This window comes from Rufibacter soli, assembly GCF_054781795.1.
On the sequence record NZ_BAAGTS010000005.1, the window covers coordinates 19,585 to 42,816 of the forward strand.

The following is a 23,232-nucleotide window of genomic DNA, read 5'->3' on the forward strand; positions in this document are numbered from 1 at the left end:
GAGGGCTTACCGGTAGTTTTTAGGGAAGTCAAAGAAGAGCAGCTTGGCATTCTCTTTGGAGATCTCGCCCCAGTAGCCGCAGTCAAAGCTGATGGCCACCACGCCCGCGGTAGGTACGTTGGCAATGCTTTTTTCTGGGGTGATGTGGTTGGACAGCTCCGTAAAGACCGGGTTATGCCCTACCAGCATGACGTGGTCATATTCCTCGGGCAGCACCTGGATAAAGTCTAGCAGGTCCTCAGCCGTAATTTGGTAAAGCTCTTCCTGCACCGCAATCTTCTCGGGATCATAGTCCAGTTCCTTGGCAATAAGCGTGGCCGTTGAAATAGCCCTTACCGCTGAACTTGAAATGATCAGGTCTAGCTTGGTTTTGCGCTCCAGCAGCTCCTGGCCAATTAATTTGGCGTCATTGCGACCCCGCTTGGCCAAGGGGCGGTCATGGTCACTGAGCTCTTCAAATTTCCAGCTGGATTTTGCGTGGCGTAACAGATATAGCGTCTTCATTGGGCTTCTATAACATGAATAGCCATAGTCCTGCGTAAAACACACAATTATGGCTACTGTCTTTACTGAAACCGCCGTGAAATAGTTGTGGTAGTGGCCTTGACCTATGCCTAAGGACCGTAAACCTTAGGATTACTCAGTCATGAACCGCTCTCAATCCTGAAGCTTGGGGCCTTGGTCCTTGGTCCTTTTTTGGTCTAGCACTTCAAGTACCTTGCAGGTCGTTTCTGTTTTAGGCCTGCTTTTAGGAAAACAGGCCCAAAACAGAAACCTCTCAAATCTATGCCCCAAAGTGTTGTTCCGGCCACGTTTCTTTAGGATGACCAAAAAGGATTTTCAATGAAAAAGGGAACCCTCTTCTAGGCTCCCTTCTTTGGTAAGATTGTTTTCCTGTTTTAGGCCCGTTTTTAGAAAAACGGGCCTAAAACAGGAAAAGGGTTACGCTTCCTCCTGCTGAGGCGCGTTATTGGGGTAACGCTCATAGTGGAGCCTGGACACCTGCTGGAGCAGTACCTCGCGCAGCTCATCAATATTGATGCGGTTGGTGGCCGAGATGAAGATGGCGGGCGTGTGCTGCTTGGCCATGTAGGTAGACTTCAGTTCATTGATGTCTGGACGGGCCTCCGGGTTATGCTCCTGCATCTCGCGTTCGCGCTCCTCCAGGTACAAATCGGTTTTGTTGAACACCAGAATGACCGGCTTGTCTGCTGAGTGAATGTCTTTCAGGGTTTCGTTCACCACGTTGATGTGCTCCTCAAAGGACGGGTGCGATACATCTACCACGTGCAGCAGCAGGTCAGACTCCCTGATCTCGTCCAGGGTGGTCTTGAAGCTTTCAATAAGCTTGGTAGGCAACTTTCTTATAAACCCTACCGTGTCTGAGAGCAGGAACGGGATGTTGTCAATCACCATTTTGCGCACGGTGGCGTCTACGGTGGCAAACAGTTTATTCTCGGCAAACACGTCTGCCTTGGTGAGCAGGTTCATGAGCGTAGACTTGCCCACGTTGGTATACCCCACCAGAGACACGCGCACAATGCCGGACCGGGACTTGCGCTGCTCAAAGTTCTGCTTCTCAAACTTCTCCAGTTTTTCCTTGAGCAAGGTGATCTTTTCGCGCACAATCCGTCTGTCGGTCTCAATCTCAGTTTCCCCTGGTCCACGCATGGCCACGCCCCCACCTTTCTGGCGGCTTAAGTGGGTCCACATGTTGGTCAGGCGGGGCAGCAGATAACGGTACTGGGCAAGTTCTACCTGGGCGCGGGCGGTGGCGGTCTGGGCGCGCAGCGCGAAGATGTCCAGGATGAGCAAACTGCGGTCAATGATCTTCACCTCCAGCTCGCGCTCCAGGTTACGCACCTGAGAGGGGGACAGGTCATCATCGAAAATAACCATGTCTACCTTGTGTTCTTTGACAAACGCCTGGATTTCCTCCAGCTTGCCCTTGCCCACGTAGGTGCGCATATCAGGCTTGTCTAGTTTCTGCACAAACCGCTTGAGCGTTTTGGCGCCCACGGTCTCGGTCAGGAAGGCCAGTTCGTCTAAATATTCCTTGGTCTTTTCATCGGTCTGCTTGTAGGCAGGCACGGCCACCAAGACAGCGGTTTCCTGGTCTTTGGCAGTTATATGGAGCGATTTCTTCATGTAGTCTTTTTACTTTTTAAGCAATGTGGAATAAAGGGCCAGCGCCTCTATTTCCTGTTCTGTTAACTGGGACCCGAAGCCCGGCATCAGGCCCCGCCCGTTGGCAATTACTTGCTGCCGGCTGGCGGGAGTAAGCGTACTGGTTTGCAGGTTGGTGGCCCCGCCGGTTCCTTTCTGGCCGTCCTGGCCATGGCAGGCGGCGCAGAGGTTGGTGTAAATGGCCTTGGTGTTCTCCAACTGGGTTCCTTGCAACTCGGTGATAATAGGGTGGTTGGCCTTGGCTGGAGGAGGTGTTTCCCTCTGCATTTCCTCTTTTGGGGAGGTTGCCGCCAACCCGCCTTTGTCAGGACGCATTTTCAGGCTTTTGGTTTCGGCCACGCCGTACACATACAAAAAGAGCAGGATGCCCACGGCCGTTAAAACCTTGTTGTGTTTTTTGATGCCCACCACGGCCACCGGAACCGCCGCCAGCACCAGCCCCACTTTTATGAGAAGCCAGTTGGGTAATTGGCCGTGATAGTTCAGGGCCAGAAAAATGCCAGTTATGAAAATAAGCAAGCCAAACACCACATCCAGCATTTTGGTAGAAGACCTTACCTTATTCAGGGTGTCATGCCGGTTGAAAAACAAGAGAAACGCCTTCACCAGCAACAGCAGTAGAAACAGTACTACAACCAGAATGTGCGTATGTGAAATGGCGGTAATCATATCTGAAAAGGAGTAAGCGGTGGTAGGTTCACTGCAAAGTAAGCACAATGAGGCTGAACTGTACACAACCAAAACCAGATTCTACGGGTTTGAAGGGTTAACTGCCGAATCTGCTCTTATCTTTGTCTTTTATTTTCCCGCCATGCGCATTGCCATAGTTATCAATAAGTCCTGGAACATCTTTAATTTCCGGCTCAGTCTGGTGAAAGCCTTGCTGGCGGCGGGGCATGAGGTGGTGGCCATTGCCCCCGAGGACGCCTATTCGGCTAAGTTGGTAGCGGCCGGCTGCCGGTTCGTGGATTTGCCTATGGAAAGCAAAGGCACCAACCCCGTCAAAGACCTGCTGCTGGTGGGCAAGTTTCTGAAGGCCTACAAAGCTGTAAAGCCCGATGTAATTCTGCAGTACACCATCAAACCCAATATATACGGTTCCATAGCCGCTAAATTGGCGGGTATTCCCACCATTAACAACGTGTCTGGCTTAGGCACGGTCTTCATTGTGGAGAATCTGGTTTCAAAGGTGGCCATGGCGCTTTACCGTTTCTCTTTCCAGTTTCCGGCCAAGGTGTTTTTCCAGAACAACGATGACAAAGCCCTGTTCCTGGAACGCAAACTGGTGCGTGAATCTATCACAGAGGTGCTGCCCGGCTCCGGTATTGACACTTCCCGGTTTCAGCCGGCGGCCGAATTTAAACGGCAGGATCCCTTTGTGTTTTTGATGGTTTCCCGGGCCCTGTATGAAAAAGGGCTGGTGGAATACGTGGAGGCCAGTAAAATATTGAAAGCCAAATATCCCCAGGTACGGGTGCAGCTGCTGGGCGGCATTGATGAGGAAGGCAACATAGGCATTAAGCGCACCCAGGTGGAGCAATGGGCCAACGAGGGATGGTTGGAATACCTGGGCACTTCTGATGACGTGGCCGGCGTCATGCACCGCGCCGACTGCGTGGTATTGCCTTCTTACCGTGAGGGCACCCCACGTACCCTACTGGAAGCCGCTGCCTTAGGCAAACCCATAGTGACCACCAACGTACCTGGCTGTAAAGAAACCGTAATAGATGGCTACAACGGCTACCTCTGCGACGTACGCAACGGTACCGACCTGGCCGCTAAGATGGAGCAGATGTACCTGCTTTCAGAAGAAAACCTACAGACCATGGGACAGAACAGCCGCCGCTTAGCAGAGGAGAAATTTGACGAAAAATACGTGATAGATCGCTACTTTGCGGCCATAGAGGGAGCTACCGGAAAAGTGGCTAGAAAGTAAATTTGAAAATTTGAAGGGGTGAAAATGTGGAGGTGGTTTCTGTCCTTCTCACATTCATTCAATCCTTCAATCACTCAATATAAAATACATGGAGATAAAGAAATTCCCCATAGAGGGGGTAGTTGAGATCACACCGCGCGTGTTTGCCGATGACCGGGGGGCTTTCCTGGAAACCTTCAGTGCCAAATTGTTTGCGGAAGCGGGCGTGCAGGACGTATTTGTGCAAGACAACAAATCCATTTCCAAGAAGGGAGTGTTACGCGGTCTTCATTTTCAGAGACCACCTTTTGCGCAGGCAAAGTTGGTGAGCGTGGTAGTGGGCAAGGCTCTGGATGTGATTGTGGATTTACGCACAGAATCCCCTACCTATGGCCAGCATTTGACTTGTTTATTGGATGCTGAAAAGCATAACCAATTGTTTGTGCCTATTGGGTTTGCCCATGGCTTTGTGGCTCTGGAGGAAGGAACCGTTTTCCAATACAAGTGCAGCAATTATTACCACAAAGAATCTGAAGGAGGTCTGCTTTGGAATGACCCGGCCTTAGGGATTGACTGGGGCGTGGAAAACCCGTTGATTTCAGATAAGGATGAGATTCTCCCTACGCTGGCCAATTTTGAGTCGCCGTTCTAAAGGAGAAGTAATTACATATAAAAAGAGAAGCCTCTGCCATATGGCAGAGGCTTCTCTTTTTATATGTAATTCTGTTTTGGGCCTGTTTTTCCAAAAACAGGCCCAAAACAGAATTAAAGCAAATCTACTATGGTCTCCAGACCAATGCCGCGGGACCCTTTGATGAGCACGTTGCTGTTTCTAATAGGGTGGTCCGTTAGCCATTGCATCAGGGCGCTTTTCTCTGCGAAGTAAAAGAAGTCGGGGTTCACCTCAGCGGCGTAGCGCATCTCCTTGCCGCAGATAAACACCTGGCTGAAGTTCTGGCGGTTCAGTTGCTCGCCTAATAGCCTATGCTCGGCTTCGCTCTCCTGGCCTAGTTCCAGCATGTCGCCCAGAATGACCACTTTGGGCTCACCGGCCATCTCTGCGAAACTGGCCACGGATAAAGCCATGGAGCTGGGGTTGGCGTTGTAGGCATCCAGAAGGATAGTGTTGGTGTCTTTCTTTACTATCTGGGAGCGGTTATTGGTAGGCGCATAGCTGGCAATGGCGGCATTTATCTTTTCATGCGGCACCCCAAAGAACTGACCAATGCAGGCGGCCGCCATCATGTTCTCAAAGTTATAGGAACCCATCAGGTGGGTATGCACTTCTTCGCCATTGGCGGCACGGTAAATTACCTGTGGGGCGGCCTGCAGCAGGGTGGCGTGGTAATCATCCTGCTCGTTGTAATAGGTGACTTTATTAGCCAGCCGGCGTACCATGCGCATGAGATGGTCGTTAGAGGTATTCACGAAGACGATACCGTTGGCTTTGTCCAGGTGCAGGTAGAGCTCGCTTTTGGTGCGGGCTACGCCTTCCAGGCTCCCGAAGCCTTCTAAATGCGCCTTGCCAATGTTGGTGATGAGGCCGTGGGTGGGCAGGGCATAAGAGCAGAGTTCGGCAATGTCGCCGGGGTGGTTGGCGCCCATCTCTATGATGGCCAACTCATGCTCGGGTTGGATGCTCAACAGAGTAAGCGGTACCCCAATGTGGTTGTTCAGGTTGCCCTTCGTGCAGAGCACGTTGAACTTCTGGCTAAGCACGGCATTGATCAATTCTTTAGTGGTGGTTTTGCCGTTGGAGCCAGTGATGCCAATAATTGGGATGCTCAGCTGCAGCCGGTGGTGCAAAGCCAGCTCCTGCAGGGCTTTGAGCGAGTCTTCCACCAGGATGATATTAGGGCCGGTGATGCTTTGGTCCTGTACCACGGCATAACGGGCGCCTTTGTCCAGGGCGGCCTGCGCAAACTGGCTGCCTTTGAAGTTAGGCCCATCCAGGGCGAAAAAAAGCGTATTGTCTTGTGGGGCCCGGGAATCTGTGCTTACTTTCCGGCACTCCAGGTATTTTTGGTAAATTTGCTCTAGTTGCTGCGCCATAGCTTAACTTGCTTTCTCACGTTACGTGCTACAAATAAATGAATCGTGCATTAAAGGTACTAGCCTTTTCTTTATGTTGGGTACTGGGCCAGGGGCAATCTGCGCTTAGCCAAACCCCCATCCGGTTGCAGGAAGCTGCCGGGCCGGTGGTGCAGACCGCCCAGGGCAACGCCTTGCCGCTGGCCTGGGCGGGAGGCATGAACAGTCCGCAGTTCTCCTCTATTGACCTGAACCAGGACGGGCAACTGGATCTTTTCGTCTTTGACCGAAGTTCCCAGAAGGTTTCTACCTTTCTGGCCGTGCGTACCAATGAGGCCTGGGGCTACCAACCGGCACCGCAATACGCAGAGGCGTTCCCCAAAGAACTACGGTATTTTGCCCTGCTGCGAGATTTCAACTGTGACGGCAAGCCAGACATTTTTACCGTCTCCAGCCAGGGCGTGGCCGTGTATAAGAATACCTCCACCACCAGTTCAGGCCTGACCTTTAACCTTACCCACCCAGTGCTACTGTATGACGCTAACGCCAACCTGGTCATTGGCTCTGAGGACCTGCCTGCCATCATGGACCTGGACGGCGACGGTGACCTGGATATTCTGGCCTGGGAATGGTCTGGCGGCGCCAAGCTGGAGTATTTCCGGAACGACCAAGTGGAGCAGGGGCTGCCTTGCGGTACGTTCAAGCTCACCCGCGCCAGTTCCTGGTGGGGACAGGTGAGCCGCTGCATAGGCACCTGTAACAGCTATGCCTTTGGCACCGAGTGCCCGTCAATCCACCATATTGGAGGCTCTAGTGTGCTGCCCCTGGATTTAAACGAAGACGGCGTTTTGGACCTGCTCAGCGGCCATGACGATTGCCCAGATTTAGCCAGCCTCCTCAACACCGGTACCAACCAGCAACCAAAGATCACCAGCGCCGGCTATAACTTCGGGCCAGACATTGCGGGCAAGCAGTTCAGCGTCTTTCCGGCGGCCTATTACCTGGATGTTACTTTTGACGGACTTCCGGATCTGGTGGTAGCGCCCAACATGACCAGCAACTCGCACCAGAACGTAGACCTGAAGAACTCGGTGTGGGTGTATGCCAACACGGGAACCGCCGCAAAGCCCCGTTTCCAGAATACCAGGCAGCCATTCCTGCAACAACAGATGCTGGAGGTTGGGGAAGGGGCTGCCCCGGCGCTGGGAGATTTAACGGGCAACACCGCGCTGGATCTGCTGGTGGGCAATACCGCGGCCCTGGAGAATGGCCGTTACGCCGCCTCCCTGACCCTGTGGCAAAACAAAGGCACTACCCAACAGGCCCTATTTGAAACCCTAGACACAGATTACCTTGGCTTTTCTGCCCTCAACCTGCAATCACTTAAGCCGCAACTGCTGGATATTAATGCTGATGGTAAAATAGACATAGCCTGGAGTGCCTATAACCCAAGTACCGCTGCCGTAGAATTCAAGTACCTGCTCAACCAAGCCGCTGCCGGGCAATCGGCGCAGTTCTCATTGGCCCAGGCGGTGCCGGTACCGGGGCTGTTGCTCTTCAAAGGCGATGCGCCTTACCTCCATGACCTTGATGGAGACGGAACCCTGGACGTGCTGATTGGAAAATCTTCGGGGGCCTTAACCTACTACCGTAACACCGGCACCAGCACCGCGCCCACCTGGGTGCTGGCCTCTGAGGCCCTGGGCGGAATTAGTCCCAACGTGGAAAGGCGTCGCCTGCAGGTAACTGTAGCCGACCTGAACCGCGGCGGACAACCAGACCTGCTCACCACGGATGACAGCGGGCAACTTCGGGTTTACCCGGCTTTTAAAACGCATTTGACTGGTACCTTCCCGTTAGAGGAGAATGTGCTTTGGCAACCCCTTCGGCAGGAATATGCCAAGGCTACGTTTGGGGCGGGAATGGTGCTAACGGCTGCTGATTTAGCCAATGACGGCTCCCAGCTGCCCGAAGTCTTGGTAGGAACACTGGCCGGCGGCATCCGTTTCCTGAGAGCCATCACCGAACCCTTAGGCATAGAGGAGAATCCTTCGCTGGCCCCGGAAGCCCTGCAACTTTACCCTAACCCTGCCCAGGCAACCACGCAATTAATAACCGGTAAAGCAGCCTCTTATACCTTACTTAACCTTATGGGCGTCCAGGTGGGCCAAGGACTTACCAAGGCAAACACGGCCCATTCCATTTCCACGCAGGGCCTGCCGTCTGGTGTGTACCTCTTGCGCGTGCTTTGGGCAGACGGCCAAGTGACCAGCCGCAAACTTATAGTGCGGCATTAACATGGTAGCGGTAGTGGTAATAGACCTTTTCGAAGGAGCCTCCTTCACCTACCAGCAGCCGGTGGTGGCTTGGGTAAAGGAACATTTCCCCTTGGTGGTGACCCTGGATGTAGACGCCGCTTCTGCCCCCGCTTTGCTAGGGTATGCCCAGAAACTATTGCAGGAAGCACGCTTTTGTGCTCTTTTTCTAAAAACAGGCTCAAAACAGCCGCTTGGCCCAGTTACCGGCTTGGTGGAAGGTATTCTTCGGAAAGGGGCTGCGGGAGCGGTTTGCCTGGAAGGGGAACAACCCCAGATAGCCTCCATCTTCAGGGCCCGGCCGGCCATTGCTTTTCACCACAGCACCCAGGAAAACGACTGGCAGCCGTTTCTGGCCCGTTTTCTGGAAAACAGCCTCAAAACAGACCAGAACATTTCTGAGTGAATTATAGCCAGAGAATCTATTCTGATATAAAAAACAGACCTGCCCTAATCCTATACGCCATCTACAAGGCGCAAGGAATTAGGGCAGATCTGTTATTGGCACCAAGGAAAATCTCATTTGAGGCTTTCCTGTCGGTTTTTTAGCTCAGGAAAAACGCGTCGGCGTCCAGGTGCCACGGGAGGTGGTGGCGAGTTTCCTGCAGGTGGTCATGGGAAAGGGTGACGGTACTCACGGCTTCATCATACTGGTGGTGCACCAGTTCCTCGCCCAGCAGGTTGTAGGCGGCGGTGTCACCGGCGTATGAGTGGCCGCGGTCATCAATGCCTACGCGGTTCACGCCCACGCAGTACGCCAGGTTTTCAATGGCCCGGGCCCGGAGCAGCGTTTGCCAGGCCAGGCGCCGTTTGTTAGGCCAGCTGGCCACGTACAGTAGCACATCATAATTGATTGGCGTGTTTCTGGACCACACCGGGAACCGCAGGTCATAGCAGATCATGGGGCAGATGCGCCAGCCTTTCAACTCCACTATCAGCCGTTTCTTGCCGGGGGTGTACACCTCGGTCTCACCGGCCATTCTAAAGAGATGGCGTTTGTCATAGTGGGCAAACGTGCCGTCTGGGCGCATCCAGATGAGGCGGTTAAAGTACCGGCCGTTCTCCTCAATAATAAGGCTTCCGGTCACTACCGTATTAAACCGAAAGGCCATTTGCGCCATCCAGGCCACAGAATCCCCGTCCATCCGTTCGGCTAGGTGGGCGGCATCCATGCTGAACCCGGTGGTGAACATCTCCGGGAGAACAATCAAATCTGTGAAAGGCAGTTGTTCCATCTTGTGCTGGAACATGGCTCGGTTGGCAACAGGGTTATGCCAGTGAAGGTCCGCTTGGATAAGGGAAACGTGCAGGTCAGACATGTAAGGGAAGTAGAATCAACAAATAGGACTATTTTTTACCTAGAACCGGTAACTTGCCGCTCTCTGGTACGCTAAATATAGCGTTACTTCTCATTACACCCAATACCCTGCATGGAGATTCAAAAGAAAAAGATTGCCATAGATATGGATGAGGTCATGGCTGACCCCATTGAGAAATTCATCAACCTGTACAACCAAGACTTCGCGCTGGACCTGAAGCTGGAAGCCCTGCACGGGAAAGAGATTTTTGAGGCCGTACCCCAGGAGCACTCCCATAAAGTGTGGGAGTACATTAACGCCGAGGGCTTCTTCCGGGACCTTACCGTGATTCCGGGAAGCCAGGAAGTGATCAAAGCGCTCACCGAAAAATACGAGGTCTTTATTGTGAGCGCGGGCATGGAGTTCCGGAACTCGCTCATTGATAAGTTTGACTGGCTCCAGGACCATTTCCCCTTCATCAGCTGGAAAAACTACGTGCTCTGCGGCGACAAAAGCATCATTGGTGCTGATATCATGATTGATGACCGGCCCAAGAACCTGCGTACTTTCTCTGGGGAGCGTAAGCTGCTGTTCACTTCGCCGCATAATGTGAATTTGGTGGAGTTTGAGCGGGTGAGTACGTGGCAGGAAGTAGCGGAGAAGCTTTTGTAGGAGAGATTTTTGTTTTGGGTCTATTTTTGGGAAAATGGGCTTAAAACAGAAGTCTTCAGCACTGAGTGTGAAACTCACGCATTTCGTCCCCCTTTGAAGGGGTAGGGGATGATGGACGCCTGCTGAGTAATAAGTATAGAATCGTTGTTCGCCGTTGTTGGTGTTCAGGAGGCAACGACCAAGAATGCCTTTTCGATTTGCTATAGAGCATTCCCTTCCTATCTATTCGATTTTAAGCCGTTACTGTCCACTCCCTTTCCTGCCAAGCCTCCGGGCGGAAGTGGCGGTCTGCCCGCGTTCGTTACTTTTCTCCTTGATGAGAAAAGTAACCAAAAGAATCAAGAAGCCCCGAACTCGCTGCCGCTCAGACAGGCGGGACTTCACCTTGGTACCACCGGGCAAAGGCCTTCTGCTGCGTAGGGAGCTTACGACACTGCCACTTGATCAGCCACTGCTTACCCCTCTCCATGCTTCGGGCTACGCGTGGCGGCCCTCCGCAAGGTTCAGGGCAGATAAGCCTATTGCTGATGGTTCCGTTGCAAGGCCGGCATCGCCCTCCGGGCGGAGGGGAAGCCTGTTTGCTTTCTGGCTGAACTGCTTTGGCTCCAAAGACCTCGTACTATGCGCAGCTCCTACGAGGGTCTATGCCAATGGCTGTCCCTCGCGGTAAGATAATAAGGCAAGGAGGTGTAGGGACAGGGCTTGACCTGTCCGTGTTTCAAGCTGCTAGTGGCCTGTTCCTTGATAACTGGCCTGTAACACCTCCTGCACCCAAGACTCAGAACTCTACAATTACAACTTGCACAATCTCTCAGCCGCCGCGCGCAGAGTCTCTTCCTTTTTCGCGAAGCAGAACCGAATGACGCGGTGGTCAAGGCCGTCGTGGTGGAAGACGGAGACGGGGATTACCGCTACGCCGGCTTCTTTGGTGAGCCATTGGGAGAATTCTACGTCTGGGGCGTTTGAGATCTGGGAGTAGCGGGCCAGCTGGAAATAGGTGCCGGGGCAAGGGAGCAGCTCAAATTTGGAGGGCTGTAGCAGTTGGGTGAACAGGTCGCGCTTCTGTTGGTAGAACTGGGGCAGGGTGCGGTAGTGCTCCTGGTTGTCCAGGAAGGTGGCCAAGGCGTGTTGGAAGGGCGTGGCGGTACTGAAGGTGAGGTATTGGTGCACTTTCCTGAACTCAGCGGTAAGGGCGGGCGGGGCAATACAGTAACCTACTTTCCAGCCGGTGGTGTGGTAGGTCTTCCCGAAGGAGGATACCAAGAAGGCGCGCTGGGCCAGGGCCGGAACGGTGAGCAGGCTCAGGTGCGGCTGCCCTTCAAAGACCATGTGTTCGTAGACCTCGTCGCTGAGAATCAGAAACGGGAATTTCTGGGTAAGGCGGGTGAGGGCTGCCAGATCCTGGGGCTGCAAAACGGCACCGCTGGGGTTGTGTGGTGAGTTAATGATAAGGAGGCGGGTTTTCTCCGTGAGCTTGTCTTCTACCTGCTGCCAGTCTATGCTATAATCTGGGAAGCGCAGAGGGACAAAAACCGGCACGCCGCCGCTCAGCTCAATGGCCGGCACATAGGAATCATAGCAGGGCTCCAGCACCAGCACTTCATCACCGGGGTGTACCACGGCGGCAATGGCGGCGAATAGGGCTTCCGTAGCGCCGGAGGTGACGGTTATCTCTGTGTCTGGGTGGGGCAGGTGCCCGTAAAGCAACTGGGTTTTCTCGCTTATTTTCTGGCGGAGCAGCGGCAGGCCTGGGCTGGGGGCATATTGGTTGTGGCCCGCGTGCATGGCTTGAGTGACCAGGTCCATCAGTTCCTGAGGGCAGTTGAAATCTGGGAAGCCCTGGGAAAGGTTGATAGCGCCGTGCTGCTGCGCCAGCTGGCTCATGGTACTGAATATGGTAGTGCCCACGCGGGGTAGTTTACTTTGCAAGGAGAAGCTCATGCGTTTTAAGCCTGTTTTTGTGAAAATAGGCAAAAAACAGCTCGGGGCAAGTTAGCGGGGCAAGGTTGATTGTACTATTTGCTGCAGGGTAGGCACTACCTCGCGCTCAAACCAAGGGTGGCGCTTAAACCAGGCAATGTTGCGGGGCGAGGGATGGGGCAAGGGCAGGTACTGCGGTAAATATTCCTGCCAGGCCTCCACGGTCTGGGTGAGGGTAGGTTTGGCCCTGGAACCCAGAAACGCCTTCTGCGCATAGTTGCCTATCAGCAGGGTAAGCTGCACCTGGGGCAGGCGGGGCAACAGTTGCGGGTGCCAGTGGGCGGCGCACTCAGGGCGGGGCGGTAGGTCCCCGGACTTTCCGGTGCCGGGGTAGCAGAAGCCCATGGGCACAATGGCCACATGCGCCTCGTCATAGAATTGATCAGGGCTGAGGCCCAGCCATTGCCGTAGCCGTTTGCCGCTCTGGTCATCCCAGGGAACCCCGGAAGCATGCACTTTGGAACCCGGCGCCTGGCCCACTACCAGAAGCCGGGATGTAGCAGAGGCGCGCACCACCGGCCGAGGGCCGTGGGGTAAATGGGCGGTGCAGAGTTGACAGGCCCGTATCTGGGTGAGAAGTTCTTCCAGCATAAGGAATCAGGAAAGAAAAGAGATTCTGGTTTAGGGCAAATTTCGGGGAAACGGGCCAGAAACGGGAATAGACCCAAAAGAAAAGAAAGAAGCCGGTCCATGGGTGGGCCGGCTTCTCCAAAAGGTAAGACGCGAAACGCCTTTATTCGTCTAAATATCCGTCAGCAGAGACCTCATCCTGCGGAAAGGCCTTCAATAGCAGCCAGGAGGCGGCTACGCTGGTGAGCACAATGGCTATGATGATGGGTTTCATACGGTTTTGGTTTACTGGTTAGTAATAACGGGGGCTGTTGCCGCTGCCGTAGAAAAAGGAATCATCGCCGTTGTCTGTCTCATCAGACCACCGAGGGCCTCTTTCAAGGCCTCGGTCATGGGCAGAGCGGTACTCATATCTATGCCGGTTGTCCTCAGTGCGGTGGTGCTCTGATCTATGCTGCTCTGGATGATGGCGGTCTGGCGTGTTTCGGTTCCACAGGTTGGTGACCCCGTGCGACACGTCATGCCAGGCTTCGCGCAGCCCTTCGCCCATGTCATTGATAATGCTGCCTTTGTCCCGGTCCATCACGCGGCCGTCATCTGCGGTATAGCGCTGCTCCTGGTACCAGGTGTGGTGGCCACTGCCGTAGCGGTAGTCATCGTCTTTGTAACGGCTGCGGCCGCCTGGGTAGTCATTATAGGGGTTGCGCTCTGGCAGAGGCGGATCCCTGTGGTCTCCGCGGGAGGCCATGTAGCCGCCCTGGTAATAGTTCTCATTGGAGTCATCGCGGCGGCGCTGCTCACTGATTCTGTTTTCTGGGTGCACGTTACCTTGGCCCTGTCCGTAGCTCCGCTGGCTAGAGGTGTAGGTCTCCCGGGCATCACCATAGGGGGCAAAATGGCTGTTGCCGTGCTCAAAAGCGGGCCGCCCCTGGGTGCTGCGGCTGTTTCCCTGACTCAGGTTCTGGGAGTTGCGGTAGGAGCTATGCTCCTGGTTACCGTACTGCTGCTGGTGTAGACTGCCGCCGCGGTCTGCGTTGGTGGTGCGTTGATGGCTGTCTTCGGGGAAATGGCTGCGCGTCTGGTGGCTGTACCCAGTATGGAACTGGTTGCCGGCATCCCAGTGGGCATCCTGGCCGTGTTGCAGGGAGGAGTTCTGCGTATGGCGTTGCTGATCGCGGTTATATAATTCCCGTCCTTTCTGGTGGTTCCCTGCGTCACCATGCTGGTCTGGAGAGAACGTGTTTCTTGGTGTATCTTGCATAGTTCTGTCAAGTTAGTTGGTCTTGTTTCTGGACCCTGTTTTCTCAAAGTCCGCCAGAATATGTACGAGGGTACCCGCAGAGGGTTAAGCTAATGGCCGCGGCAGCGATGCTGGTTTGGGGGCGTTTTTAGAAAAACGGGCCTAAAACGCCAGGACCCCATAACCTTTCACCGGCAAAATAGTAAAGGGAGGAAACCACTCTTTCTGCTTTGTCTTATGAAACGGTATCTACCTTTGTTGGGCGTTTTCTTGCTGTTTTTTCTGGTGATATCTGGGTTTGCGCACGGTCAGGCGAAACCCGTCACTTCTCTGGGGCCGAGCTTTCCCGTAAGCCAGGAGGCAACGGCCTCTATGGTGTTGCCCAACCGTTAATTGTGTTAGGCGCGGGCTGTAAAAGCAGCCGCCCAGAACAGGGCCCGCTTTATCATAAAAGACCATCTTGCCTTCCCCGCGCCTAAATAAAAAGGGAGGCCTGCATAAAACGGGCCTCCCTTTTCACAGGTGTCTTTTATGGGGTTGTTTTTAAATACCCCGTATTAGTCTATGTGAAAGTTATCTTCCATGATTTCCCGCACGTGCGCCTCTTCCAGGGGTTTGGAGATATGGCGTTGCACGGCCTGGTACTTCTTGAGCCGTTCCAGGTCATAGAAGCTGGCTGAGGAGGTGAGCATCATGACCACCATGCATTTTTGGGCCTCCTGGGGTAGTTGGTGATATTGGTCCAGAAACTCAAACCCGTCCATGACCGGCATTTTGATATCCAAGAACATGAGTTCCGGCAAAGGCTCTTTCTGGGTAATGGCGTTCTTGAGAAACTGCAGGGCTTCCTCGCCGTTGGCGGCCACCTCAATGCGGTCTGCCATGTCCATACGGGTTAAAAGCCGCTTGTTTAAGTAATTGGTGGTTTCATCATCATCTACCAATAATATCAGGTTTAACCTTTTCATAAAGCAAATATAGACAGGGGGTATGGCTATTGGGCCAGGTTCCTGAAATAAATAGTGAATGTAGTACCTACGTTCACTTGGCTGGTAACGTCTATGCGACCGCCGTTTTTCTGCACAATTCGGTTTAAAATGTACAAACCTAGGCCAGAACCTTCTACGTGGTCATGGAAACGCTTGAACATCTGGAACAGTTTGGCGCCGTGGCGGTCCAGGTCCAGCCCCAGGCCGTTGTCCTGGATGGTGAGCACCAGGTACTCTTCTGTCAGGTGCGTTTGCAGGTGCACCTGGGGTTGGCGGCCCGGCGCATGGTATTTAACGGCATTGCTGACCAGGTTGTAGACAATGCTTTTGAGGTTGACCCGGGAGAAATAGAGCGAAGGCGCCAGGCTGAAATCTGTCTGAATACGGGCGCTGGTTTGCTCAATCAAGTCCTTGATGCTGAATTTCACCTCTTCGGTGAGGTCAGCCAGGTCTATCTGCTCCTGGTGGGCATCAATGTCTTTCTGCACCTTTACAATCTCAGACAAGTCTGAAATGGTGGCGTTGATCTGCTTCAGGGACTTATTGAACATGCCAATGAGTAGTTGCGCGTCTGGGTCTGTGAAGGTGGCGTTCTGGGTCAGCTCCTTGAAAATACCGGCCATATTGATGATGGGCAGCTTGAGGTCATGAGAAGCGGTGTAGACAAAGCTGTCCAGGTCCTCGTTGATGCTGAGCAGTTCCTGGTTGGTCTGTTCCATGCGCTCTTCGGCCCGTTTTTGCTCCTCTATGTCTGTACAGGTGCCAAACCAGCGCACAATGTGACCGTTATGGTCCCGCAGGGGCAGGGCCCGGGCCAGAAACCAGCGCCACTCCCCGTCTGCCGCGCGCCGGAAGCGGTATTCCATCTGGTAAGGTTTTCCCGTTTCCAACGATTCTTTCCAGCGCCGCGCGGACCGGTCCCGGTCATCTGGGTGCAGTAGGTTGTTCCACATCTGGGTTCCTTTGCTGGCCTCCAGGTCATAGCCGGTGTACTCCACCCATTTCTGGTTGAAGTAGTCATGGTAACCCTGGGCATCGGTGGTCCAGACCAGTTGGGGCATGCTGTCTGCCAGAAACTGGAAGTTCTGGGTGCTTTCCTGCAGGGCCAACTGCGACTGTTTCTGCTCATGGATGTCTGTGTGTGAACCCACCCAGAGGGTGATGGTGCCCTGGTCATCGCGCACCGGGACCGCCCGTACCAGAAACCAGCGGTACTCACCGGTGTTATTAGCGCGCCAGCGGTTCTCCACCATAAGGGGCTCGCCCGTGTCCAGAGCATGCCGCCACTCCCGCAAGGTAGTGCGCACGTCCTCGGGGTGCATAAAGTTTTCCCAGCCCAGTTGCAGGAGCGTGTCATGGTTGGTGCCCAGAAAATCATACCATTGCTGGCTGTAATATTCCACAAACCCATCTGGGCGTGAGGTGAAGGTCATGTGAGGTAGTGCGTCCAGGATTTGCGTAAGGCGGTCATGGGAGGCTTTGAGGGCCCGGTCTAGTTGCTGCGCCTGCTGTTTGGCTTCGACCCGTTCAGTAACCTCCACTATCAGAATCATGACCCCCTCTACGGTGTTCTGTTCATTGAGCAGGGGCTGGTAGGCAAAGTCAAAATACCCTAGCTCCAGGGTACCGGTGCCGCTGCGGTCAAGGTAGGCGGGTGCCTCATTGCCACGGTACAGTTTGCCAGTGGCGTACACGTTCTCAATGATGGCAAAGAAACCCTGCTCTTCCAGCTCTGGTAAGGCTTGTTTGAAGGGTTTGCCCACGGTGTCACGGCCGCCCACCAGTTGCGTGAACTGAGGCGTGGTAAAGTCTACCAACCAATCTGGTCCTTTCAAAACGGCAAATTGCACGGGTGCCTGGGCCAACATGCGTTGCACGTACTCATCGCGGGCCCTTAGTTCCTGCTGAATGTCTTTCTGTTCCTGAATGTCTGTGTCTACCCCAATCCAGGCCCTGATAGTGCCCTGGCTATCATGGAGCGGCGTGGCCCGCATGGTAAACCACCGGTACTGCCCGTCAAGGGCCCGTTTAAGGCGGGCCTCGTTCACATACTCGTTTCCTGTGGCTAGGGCCTCAGTCCAGTTGGCAATGGTAGAGGAAAGGTCATCTGGGTGCACTACCCGGTCCCAGCCTTCCTCTGGGCCTGAATTGCCTGTGTACGCATACCAGGCTTTGTTATAGTAATGGATATAGCCATCGGCGCGACCCACCCAGGCAATTTCTGGTATACCTTCCAGCAGGGCCCGCACATGCTGCTCACTCTCCTTCAGTTCTGCGGCCACCCGGTTCTTCTCCGTAATGTCCATCATGGCCCCAATCATTCGCATGGGTTGCCCCGCCTCATTGCGGGCCACAATGCCCCGGTCCAGAATGTCGGCGTAGGTGCCGTCTGCCTTGAGAAAGCGGTATTCATCCTGCCAGTTGGTGCCGTCATGGTCAATCACTTCATGGATACCGGCTACTACCCGCTCGGCGTCTTCTGGGTGCAGGCGGCCATACCAGGAGTTGACATCATGCTCAATGTCTTCTTCTTTGTACCCAAACGTAACTTTAAAGCCATCATTCCACCAGACGTAATTCGTCTCCAGGTTCCAGTCCCAGATCACGTCATTGGTGGCTTTGGCCATTAACTCAAAGCGTTCCAGGTTCTCCTTGGCCAGTATTTCGGCCTCCAGTTGGCGGCTTATGTCTACCAGGGTGCCCAGCATGCGGTAAGGCTGCCCTTCTTCATTATAGAGAATGTAGCCATGGTCCATGACATGGGTATAGGTGCCGTCTGCCTTGAGAAAACGGTATTTGCCGGTCCAGGCTTTCTCTTTATTTTGCACGGCCTGGTTCAGGCTTTCGCGCAGGGTTTCATATTCTGCCGGGTGCACACGGGTATCCCATTCTTCGGGCGACTCGCCTTCTTCTGAGACGGGGTACCCGAAAATCTGCTCAAAATTCTTGCTCCAGTAGAACCGTCTGTGTTTGATATCATAATCCCAGGAGGTGCCGCCAGAGGCTTCCACAAAGGCCCGCATGCTACCTTTGGTAATTTCCTGCTCCTGGTGCTGTTTGTAAGTCTCAGTTACGTCCACCACGCTGTGGATGATGTAGCGCACCTGACCCTGCGGAGTTAAGACCGGTTTGCTTTGCAGCGACCAGTATTTTTCCTGGTACCCACCGCCAGGCCGCTGAACATCATGGCGCTGCACCTCTGCGATGGTATGCGGCTGGGCGTGCGCCACCACGTAATTTAAAGACTCTTTTATGAGCTTGGTGGAATTGGCCAGGGCAGAGGCTGGGTTGGCGGGGAAAGCCTCAAACAGGTTCCTGCCCAGCAATTGCTCCCGGGTAGATAAAGTGGCGGCCAGGTAGTCATCAGTGGCTTCTAGTACCGTCAACTCCGGCGATAGGAAAACGTGCAGCCCCGGTAAGGCGCGCACAAGGGAAGAAAGGTCCAGGGCGGGAGCAGGGACTTGAGGGGACTTCATACTTAACAATTAAAGTGCCGGGGCAATGGTTCAGGCCGTTCCAGTAGGGAAGGTAAAAAATAGAAAGCAAAAAGCCCTTACTTTGTTTTGGGCCCGTTTTTGAAAAAACGGGCCCAAAACAGCTTAAGCCTGCATGTCAGCAAATATGTTCTTGGCTTTCTCCAGTGAAGACACGTTCTCCACAATCACAATCAGCTTGTCTTTGGCTTCTTTCAGGCGGCTCTGGCGCGAGTGCTGCTGCACGTAAGTAAGAATGCGGCTGAAGGTCTCTGACTGGAAAAATGCCTCATTGTCTACACTAGGAATGTAGCCTTTAAGCGTGTCTTTCTTGAGGGTAAGCTTCTCAAAGCCCAGGTGGCAGGCCTCCCAGCGCATCTTCACGATGTTCACGAGTTGCTCCACCTCGGGCGGCATGGGCCCGAAACGGTCTACCATGCCCTCCACCATCTTCTCCAGCTCAGGTAGATCTTTGACGCGGTCCAGCTTGCTGTACATCTGCAGGCGCTCAGAGATGTTACTGATGTAGGAGTCCGGGATGAGTACCTCCAGGTCGGTCTCAATGGAGCACTCGCGCACGGGGTCCAGCAGTTTGTCGGCTTCCAGCTCTTTGAAGAACAGGTCCTTGAACTCGGTTTCCTTGAGCTCCTGCACTGCCTCGTCCAGAATCTGGTGGTAGGCCTCAAAGCCCAGGTCATTGATGAAGCCGCTCTGCTCGCCGCCCAGCATGTTGCCCGCGCCGCGGATGTCCAGGTCGCGCATGGCTATCTTGAAGCCCTCGCCCAGGTCGGAGAACTCCTCCAGGGTGCTCAGGCGCTTACGGGCATCGGACGGCAGTCCAGACACCGGCGGCGTTAACAAATAGCAGTAGGCTTTCTTGTTGGACCGGCCCACGCGCCCGCGCATCTGGTGCAGATCTGAAAGCCCGAACATGTGCGCCCGGTTGATGATGATGGTGTTGGCGTTAGGAATGTCCAGCCCGCTTTCAATGATGTTGGTAGAGACCAGCACGTCATACTCGCCCTCCACGAAGCGCATCATGCGTTTCTCTAGTTCTTCGGGGTCCATCTGGCCGTGAGCATAAGTCACCTTGGCATCGGGCACCAGCCTTAGGATCAGGTTAGCCATCTCCTCAATGTCGGCAATGCGGTTGTGCACGAAGAAGACCTGGCCCTTTCTTTTCAATTCATTCGCCACGGCGTCCCGGATGAGGGTGTCCTCAAACACGTGCAGCTCCGTTTGCACCGGCTGGCGGTTGGGCGGCGGCGTGGCAATAACGGACAAATCCCGGGCACCCATGAGTGAGAAATGCAGCGTGCGCGGAATTGGCGTGGCGGTGAGGGTAAGCGTGTCTACGTTCACCTTTATCTCCTTGAGGCGGTCCTTGGTCTTTACCCCGAACTTCTGCTCCTCGTCAATGATGAGCAGGCCCAGGTTCTTGAACTTGACGTCCTTGCTGGCCAGTCTATGGGTGCCGATCAAGATATCGGTTTTGCCTTCGGCCACGCGGCCCAGGGTTTCTTTAATTTGTTTGGTAGTCTTGAAGCGGTTAATGTACTCCACGTGCACCGGGAACGCCTCCAGGCGGTCCCGGAACGTTTTGTAGTGCTGCATGGCCAGGATGGTGGTAGGCACCAGCACGGCCACCTGCTTGCCGTCACAGGCGGCTTTGAAGGCCGCCCGTATGGCTACCTCGGTCTTCCCGAAGCCCACGTCGCCGCAGACCAGCCGGTCCATGGGGTGGGGTAGCTCCATGTCGTTTTTGACGTCTTCGGTGGCCTTGCCCTGGTCTGGGGTATCTTCATAGATAAAGGAAGACTCTAACTCAGCCTGCAGGAACCCATCTCTGGTGAAGGCGTATCCGGGGGCTTTCTTGCGCTTGGCGTAGAGCTTGATGAGCTCGGCGGCAATGTCTTTGACCTTGCTCTTGACCTTCTTTTTCTTGTTTTCCCACTCCGGCGAGCCCAGCTTGCTCATGGTGGGTGGCGTACCTTCCTTGCCGGTGTATTTGGAGATCTTGTGCAGCGAGTGAATGCTTACGTACAGCAAATCATCATCGCGGTAGACCAATCTGATGGCTTCCTGCAAACGGCCGCCCACTTCTACTTTCTCCAAGCCGGCGAACCGCCCGATGCCGTAGTCCATGTGCGTGATGTAGTCACCGGGCTTGAGGGTACGGAGTTCCTTTAGGGTAAGGGCCTTTGATTTGGAATAACCTTCTTTGGTTTTGTGCTTATAGAAACGCTCAAACAACTGATGGTCTGTGTAGGCAACCAATTTCACTTGGTCATCCACGAAGCCTTCGCGCAGGGCCAGCATGAGGTGATGGAACCGCACGTCCTGGTCCAGCTCATCAAAGATGGTGGTGAGGCGGTCGGCCTGGCGCGGCGATTCGGCGGCGATCACGTTCACGTAGCCGTTGCTTTGGTTCTCGTGCAGGTTGCTCACTAGCCGTTGGAAATCCTTGTTGAACGAGGGCTGCGGGTGCGCCTGGAATTGGATGATCTCAGCGTTCTTGAAGTTGAAGCGCTTGCCAAACTCCACCAGCGTGAATTTGTCTAATCCTTTCTTGAAGGCTTTGCCAGACTCAAACAAATCTTCGGGTTTGGAGACAACCTGCACGCCGGCACTGTGCTCCAGCATTTCATGGAAGGCCTGCTCGGCTTTCTCAAAGGACTCAGACACCACTTCCACGGTTTGCCGGTAATCCTTGAGCCAGATTTTGCTGTCTTGGGGAATGAAGTCCAGGAATGATTCGCGGGTTTCCTGCAGGAGCTTGGTCTGCACGTTGGGGATGATGGAAATCTGCTTTTTCTGCTCTACAGATAGCTGCGTGTTGGGGTCAAAGGTCCTGATGCTTTCAATCTCATCGCCGAACATCTCTAGGCGGAACGGCAACTCATTGGCGTAGGAGTACACGTCCACGATGCCCCCGCGCACGGCAAACTGGCCGGCCTCGTACACAAAGTCTGTGCGCTCAAAGTCATAGCTGGAAAGCATCTCGGTGAGGAAGTTCACGTCCAGTTTCTCGCCTACCTTGGCGCCCAGGGTATTGGCCACCAGAGAGCGTTTGTTGATTACTTTCTCGGTGAGGGCCTCGGGGTAGGTGATGATGAGCGTGCCGCCCGCGCCGCGGTTGTTGAGGCGGTTGAGTACCTCGGCGCGCAGCAGGATGTTCGCGTTCTCAGTTGCGTCAAACTGGTAGGCGCGCTTGTAGGAGCTGGGGAACAGCAGCACGTCATGGCTCTCTTCCAGCAGGTGGGAGAGATCAGAGTAGAAGTAGGCGGCTTCCTCGCGGTCATGTAGAATGAACAGGTGGGTGCCCGGGTGCATGATCTGCAGGGCCGAGGCCACCACGGCGTCCAGGCTGCCTACCAGGCCTTTTAATTGAATATGTTGAGGTTCAGGAGCCTGCAGGCGCTGGGCCACGGTTTGCACCACGGGGTCTTGCCGGTACAGGTCCAAAAATTGCGTTGCTTTCAAGGGGTACGTTTTCCTTAGATACTTCCGGCAAAGCTAGCCATTCCTGCCGTCTCAGAGAAACGCGTGTAATGTAGGCTTAGTTGCCTTTATTTGAATACGGAACGCCTTTCCTGTTTTGAGCCTGTTTTCTGGAAAACAGGCTCAAAACAGGAAAGGCGTTCCTCTAAGGTGAGGAGGAATCCGCACCTTAGAAAATTAGCCTATTATTCGTTTTCCTTCAGCTTGCCTTTCATCTTCTGCTCAAACTTCTCCAGCTTGGGTTTAGAGACGGCGCGCATGTAGGGGTTGTTAGGGTTGTGACGGTAAAAGTCCTGGTGCTCTTCCTCAGCGGGATAGAATTCCTTGAAGGCCACTACCTGGGTCACAATGGGGGCCCGGAAGGCCCGGGCGGCGTTCAGTTTTTTGATGTAGGCGTCTATCAGGGCTTTTTCTTCTGGGGTGCGGTAGAAGATAGCCGAGCGGTACTGGGTGCCTTCATCGGGGCCCTGGCGGTTGAGGGTAGTGGGGTCATGCGCCGCAAAAAACGCCTCCAGCAGGGTTTGGTAGGAGACTACCTTGGGGTCATAGTAAATCTGGATGGCCTCGGCGTGGCCGGTGGTGCCGGAGCTTACCTCGTCATAGGTAGGGTTTTTGGTGGTGCCGCCGGTGTACCCGGAAACCACGTCTTGCACGCCTTTCAGTTTCTCGGCAGATTCTTCGGTGCACCAGAAGCAGCCCCCGGCGAAGGTGGCCACCGCCAGTCCGGCATGGCTGACGGCCGTTGTCTTCTGGGTTTGTTTCTGGGCAGAGGCCGTTGGTTTCTTGTCCTGGCTCTGGGCGCAGGAGGTGAACCCAAGGAGCAATATAAAGGCAAATAGGGTATGTTTCATAGGATTGGTAGACCCATAAGAGGCCTATTTCTGAAACAGCAAGAAGAGCAGATTTGTTTCTATAACCTATGGCTTGCGCCCTTTGGAGGAGATTTTTCAGTTATATGCCTCATCCAGGTCTGGTTAAAGGATAAAGGTAACTGATGAGCATCAAACGAAATATTGAGGAATATCATCTCTAATTATTTGGACTAATTCTAAACTGTCTCT

17 protein-coding genes are annotated in these 23,232 nt (G+C 54.2%); 5 read left to right on the forward strand and 12 right to left on the reverse strand.

Going from position 1 to position 23,232, the window contains the following annotated elements:
• Window positions 1-6 precede the first annotated feature (6 nt).
• From ACYVJQ_RS14810 to ACYVJQ_RS14820, 3 genes are all read right to left on the reverse strand, one after another.
• Window positions 7-504, reverse strand: coding sequence for a SixA phosphatase family protein (locus ACYVJQ_RS14810; protein WP_460893884.1), 498 nt, complete (start codon window positions 502-504; stop codon window positions 7-9).
• A gap of 438 nt (window positions 505-942) precedes the next feature.
• Window positions 943-2,148 carry a GTPase HflX gene (gene hflX / locus ACYVJQ_RS14815; RefSeq protein WP_460893885.1) on the reverse strand — a complete coding sequence of 402 codons (1,206 nt, stop codon included), beginning with the start codon at window positions 2,146-2,148 and terminating at the stop codon, window positions 943-945.
• A gap of 9 nt (window positions 2,149-2,157) precedes the next feature.
• Window positions 2,158-2,856, reverse strand: coding sequence for a c-type cytochrome (locus ACYVJQ_RS14820; RefSeq protein WP_460893886.1), 699 nt, complete (start codon window positions 2,854-2,856; stop codon window positions 2,158-2,160).
• A gap of 142 nt (window positions 2,857-2,998) precedes the next feature.
• Between ACYVJQ_RS14820 and ACYVJQ_RS14825 the strand changes: the two genes are divergently transcribed.
• Both ACYVJQ_RS14825 and rfbC read left to right on the forward strand, forming a co-directional pair.
• On the forward strand, window positions 2,999-4,123 hold the full coding sequence (locus tag ACYVJQ_RS14825; RefSeq protein ID WP_460893887.1) for a glycosyltransferase family 4 protein: 1,125 nt from the start codon (window positions 2,999-3,001) through the stop codon (window positions 4,121-4,123).
• 88 nt (window positions 4,124-4,211) lie between these two features.
• Window positions 4,212-4,754 carry a dTDP-4-dehydrorhamnose 3,5-epimerase gene (gene rfbC, locus ACYVJQ_RS14830; RefSeq protein ID WP_460893888.1) on the forward strand — a complete coding sequence of 181 codons (543 nt, stop codon included), beginning with the start codon at window positions 4,212-4,214 and terminating at the stop codon, window positions 4,752-4,754.
• A 113-nt stretch (window positions 4,755-4,867) separates the two neighbouring features.
• Here the strand turns inward: rfbC and ACYVJQ_RS14835 are convergent, their stop codons facing one another.
• Window positions 4,868-6,154 carry a UDP-N-acetylmuramoyl-tripeptide--D-alanyl-D-alanine ligase gene (locus tag ACYVJQ_RS14835; RefSeq protein WP_460893889.1) on the reverse strand — a complete coding sequence of 429 codons (1,287 nt, stop codon included), beginning with the start codon at window positions 6,152-6,154 and terminating at the stop codon, window positions 4,868-4,870.
• A gap of 38 nt (window positions 6,155-6,192) precedes the next feature.
• Here ACYVJQ_RS14835 and ACYVJQ_RS14840 point away from each other — a divergent pair, with 38 nt between their 5' ends.
• Window positions 6,193-8,430, forward strand: coding sequence for a T9SS type A sorting domain-containing protein (locus ACYVJQ_RS14840; protein ID WP_460893890.1), 2,238 nt, complete (start codon window positions 6,193-6,195; stop codon window positions 8,428-8,430).
• Between the two features lies 1 nt (window position 8,431).
• Window positions 8,432-8,854: a hypothetical protein gene (locus ACYVJQ_RS14845; RefSeq protein ID WP_460893891.1), complete on the forward strand. Its 423-nt coding sequence runs from the start codon at window positions 8,432-8,434 to the stop codon at window positions 8,852-8,854.
• Between the two features lie 139 nt (window positions 8,855-8,993).
• Here the strand turns inward: ACYVJQ_RS14845 and ACYVJQ_RS14850 are convergent, their stop codons facing one another.
• The gene (locus ACYVJQ_RS14850; RefSeq protein ID WP_460893892.1) at window positions 8,994-9,767 is read right to left on the reverse strand and encodes an amidohydrolase; all 774 of its coding nucleotides are present in this window, start codon (window positions 9,765-9,767) and stop codon (window positions 8,994-8,996) included.
• Window positions 9,768-9,878: 111 nt separating this feature from the next.
• Here ACYVJQ_RS14850 and ACYVJQ_RS14855 point away from each other — a divergent pair, with 111 nt between their 5' ends.
• Window positions 9,879-10,418, forward strand: coding sequence for a 5' nucleotidase, NT5C type (locus tag ACYVJQ_RS14855; protein ID WP_460893893.1), 540 nt, complete (start codon window positions 9,879-9,881; stop codon window positions 10,416-10,418).
• Window positions 10,419-11,210: 792 nt separating this feature from the next.
• On the opposite strand, the gene ACYVJQ_RS14860 is transcribed toward ACYVJQ_RS14855, so the two are convergent.
• From ACYVJQ_RS14860 to msrA, 7 genes are all read right to left on the reverse strand, one after another.
• Entirely contained in the window at window positions 11,211-12,359 is a 1,149-nt protein-coding gene (locus ACYVJQ_RS14860; protein WP_460893894.1) for a pyridoxal phosphate-dependent aminotransferase, read from the reverse strand.
• 51 nt (window positions 12,360-12,410) lie between these two features.
• The gene (locus tag ACYVJQ_RS14865) at window positions 12,411-12,989 is read right to left on the reverse strand and encodes a uracil-DNA glycosylase family protein (RefSeq protein ID WP_460893895.1); all 579 of its coding nucleotides are present in this window, start codon (window positions 12,987-12,989) and stop codon (window positions 12,411-12,413) included.
• Between the two features lie 271 nt (window positions 12,990-13,260).
• On the reverse strand, window positions 13,261-14,229 hold the full coding sequence (locus tag ACYVJQ_RS14870; protein ID WP_460893896.1) for a hypothetical protein: 969 nt from the start codon (window positions 14,227-14,229) through the stop codon (window positions 13,261-13,263).
• A gap of 536 nt (window positions 14,230-14,765) precedes the next feature.
• Complete coding sequence (locus ACYVJQ_RS14875) at window positions 14,766-15,176, reverse strand: response regulator (RefSeq protein ID WP_460893897.1); 411 nt, start codon at window positions 15,174-15,176, stop codon at window positions 14,766-14,768.
• Window positions 15,177-15,202: 26 nt separating this feature from the next.
• Window positions 15,203-18,673 carry a PAS domain-containing protein gene (locus ACYVJQ_RS14880; protein ID WP_460893898.1) on the reverse strand — a complete coding sequence of 1,157 codons (3,471 nt, stop codon included), beginning with the start codon at window positions 18,671-18,673 and terminating at the stop codon, window positions 15,203-15,205.
• A 123-nt stretch (window positions 18,674-18,796) separates the two neighbouring features.
• Window positions 18,797-22,153, reverse strand: coding sequence for a transcription-repair coupling factor (gene mfd / locus ACYVJQ_RS14885; protein ID WP_460893899.1), 3,357 nt, complete (start codon window positions 22,151-22,153; stop codon window positions 18,797-18,799).
• A 203-nt stretch (window positions 22,154-22,356) separates the two neighbouring features.
• Window positions 22,357-23,022 carry a peptide-methionine (S)-S-oxide reductase MsrA gene (gene msrA / locus ACYVJQ_RS14890; protein ID WP_460893900.1) on the reverse strand — a complete coding sequence of 222 codons (666 nt, stop codon included), beginning with the start codon at window positions 23,020-23,022 and terminating at the stop codon, window positions 22,357-22,359.
• Between the last annotated feature and the right edge of the window lie 210 nt (window positions 23,023-23,232).